Raw genomic sequence first — 3174 nt, forward strand, 5'->3', positions numbered from 1 at the left:
TTGAGAACTGCACAGTGGACGCGAGCATCTGTGGCCAAGTTTTTAAGGGCGCACGGTGGATGCCTTGGCACCAGGAACCGATGAAGGACGTGGGAGGCCACGATAGGCCCCGGGGAGCTGTCAACCGAGCTTTGATCCGGGGGTGTCCGAATGGGGAAACCCGGCAGTCGTCATGGGCTGTCACCCGCTGCTGAACACATAGGCAGTGTGGAGGGAACGCGGGGAAGTGAAACATCTCAGTACCCGCAGGAAGAGAAAACAACCGTGATTCCGGGAGTAGTGGCGAGCGAAACTGGATGAGGCCAAACCAGTCACGTGTGATACCCGGCAGGGGTTGCGTGGTTGGGGTTGTGGGATCTCTCTTTTGCAGTCTGCCGGCTGTGAGGCGAGTCAGAAACCGTTGATGTAGGCGAAGGACATGCGAAAGGTCCGGCGTAGAGGGTAAGACCCCCGTAGCTGAAACATTAGCGGCTCGTTTGAGAGACACCCAAGTAGCACGGGGCCCGAGAAATCCCGTGTGAATCTGGCGGGACCACCCGTTAAGCCTAAATATTCCCTGGTGACCGATAGCGGATAGTACCGTGAGGGAATGGTGAAAAGTACCGCGGGAGCGGAGTGAAATAGTACCTGAAACCGTGTGCCTACAAGCCGTGGGAGCGTCGCTGGTGAGTTTACTCATCAGTCGTGACTGCGTGCCTTTTGAAGAATGAGCCTGCGAGTTTGCGGTATGTTGCGAGGTTAACCCGTGTGGGGAAGCCGTAGCGAAAGCGAGTCCGAATAGGGCGTGGAGTAGCATGCTCAAGACCCGAAGCGGAGTGATCTAGCCATGGGCAGGTTGAAGCGGAGGTAAGACTTCGTGGAGGACCGAACCCACCAGGGTTGAAAACCTGGGGGATGACCTGTGGTTAGGGGTGAAAGGCCAATCAAACTCCGTGATAGCTGGTTCTCCCCGAAATGCATTTAGGTGCAGCGTCGTGTGTTTCTTGCCGGAGGTAGAGCACTGGATAGGCGATGGGCCCTACCGGGTTACTGACCTTAGCCAAACTCCGAATGCCGGTAAGTGAGAGCGCGGCAGTGAGACTGTGGGGGATAAGCTCCATGGTCGAGAGGGAAACAGCCCAGAGCATCGACTAAGGCCCCTAAGCGTGTGCTAAGTGGGAAAGGATGTGGAGTCGCAGAGACAACCAGGAGGTTGGCTTAGAAGCAGCCACCCTTGAAAGAGTGCGTAATAGCTCACTGGTCAAGTGATTCCGCGCCGACAATGTAGCGGGGCTCAAGTACACCGCCGAAGTCGTGTCATTGCGATATTACTCCTAACGGGGATCGTGATGGGTAGGGGAGCGTCGTGTGCCGGGTGAAGCAGCCGTGGAAACGAGTTGTGGACGGTTCACGAGTGAGAATGCAGGCATGAGTAGCGATACAAGAGTGGGAAACTCTTGCGCCGATTGACTAAGGGTTCCTGGGTCAAGCTGATCTGCCCAGGGTAAGTCGGGACCTAAGGCGAGGCCGACAGGCGTAGTCGATGGACAACCGGTTGATATTCCGGTACCCGCTTTGAAGCGCCCAATACTGAATCAGGCGATGCTAAGTCCGTGAAGCCGCCCTGATCTCTTCGGAGTTGAGGGGAGTGGTGGAGCCGACGGACCAGACTTGTAGTAGGTAAGCGATGGGGTGACGCAGGAAGGTAGTCCAGCCCGGGCGGTGGTTGTCCCGGGGTAAGGGTGTAGGCCGTGTGGTAGGTAAATCCGTCGCACGTTAAGGCTGAGACCTGATGCCGAGCCGATTGTGGTGAAGTGGATGATCCTATGCTGTCGAGAAAAGCCTCTAGTGAGTTTCAAGGCGGCCCGTACCCTAAACCGACTCAGGTGGTCAGGTAGAGAATACCGAGGCGTTCGGGTGAACTATGGTTAAGGAACTCGGCAAAATGCCCCCGTAACTTCGGGAGAAGGGGGGCCATTTCTGGTGATGACATTTACTGTCTGAGCTGGGGGTGGCCGCAGAGACCAGCGAGAAGCGACTGTTTACTAAAAACACAGGTCCGTGCGAAGCCGTAAGGCGATGTATACGGACTGACGCCTGCCCGGTGCTGGAACGTTAAGGGGACCGGTTAGCTTGGATTCGTCCAGGCGAAGCTGAGAACTTAAGCGCCAGTAAACGGCGGTGGTAACTATAACCATCCTAAGGTAGCGAAATTCCTTGTCGGGTAAGTTCCGACCTGCACGAATGGCGTAACGACTTCTCGACTGTCTCAACCATAGGCCCGGTGAAATTGCATTACGAGTAAAGATGCTCGTTTCGCGCAGCAGGACGGAAAGACCCCGGGACCTTTACTATAGCTTGATATTGGTGTTCGGTTCGGCTTGTGTAGGATAGGTGGGAGACTGTGAAGCGCCAACGCCAGTTGGTGTGGAGTCGTTGTTGAAATACCACTCTGGTCGTGCTGGATGTCTAACCTGGGTCCGTGATCCGGATCAGGGACAGTGTCTGGTGGGTAGTTTAACTGGGGCGGTTGCCTCCTAAAGAGTAACGGAGGCGCCCAAAGGTTCCCTCAGCCTGGTTGGTAATCAGGTGTTGAGTGTAAGTGCACAAGGGAGCTTGACTGTGAGACTGACGGGTCGAGCAGGTACGAAAGTAGGGACTAGTGATCCGGCGGTGGCTTGTGGAAGCGCCGTCGCTCAACGGATAAAAGGTACCCCGGGGATAACAGGCTGATCTTCCCCAAGAGTCCATATCGACGGGATGGTTTGGCACCTCGATGTCGGCTCGTCGCATCCTGGGGCTGGAGTCGGTCCCAAGGGTTGGGCTGTTCGCCCATTAAAGCGGTACGCGAGCTGGGTTTAGAACGTCGTGAGACAGTTCGGTCCCTATCCGCTGTGCGCGTAGGAGTCTTGAGAAGGGCTGTCCCTAGTACGAGAGGACCGGGACGGACGAACCTCTGGTGTGCCAGTTGTTCTGCCAAGGGCATGGCTGGTTGGCTACGTTCGGAAAGGATAACCGCTGAAAGCATCTAAGCGGGAAGCCTGCTTCGAGATGAGGGCTCCCTCCTCCTTGAGAGGGTAAGGCTCCCAGTAGACGACTGGGTTGATAGGCCAGATATGGAAGCACTGTAAGGTGTGGAGTTGACTGGTACTAATAGGCCGAGGGCTTGTCCTCAGTTGCTCGCGTCCACTGTGT

Annotated in this window: 1 rRNA gene; it reads left to right on the forward strand. The window is 56.1% G+C overall.

What is annotated here, in order from left to right:
* The first annotated feature begins 32 nt into the window (after window positions 1–32).
* Window positions 33–3153: ribosomal RNA gene (locus ACJ6WD_RS41220) — 23S ribosomal RNA — on the forward strand.
* The last annotated feature ends 21 nt before the right edge of the window (window positions 3154–3174 follow it).

Origin of the sequence: Streptomyces sp. VTCC 41912, assembly GCF_045799175.1 — a bacterium.
In the GTDB taxonomy this organism is placed as follows: domain Bacteria; phylum Actinomycetota; class Actinomycetes; order Streptomycetales; family Streptomycetaceae; genus Streptomyces; species Streptomyces albulus_C.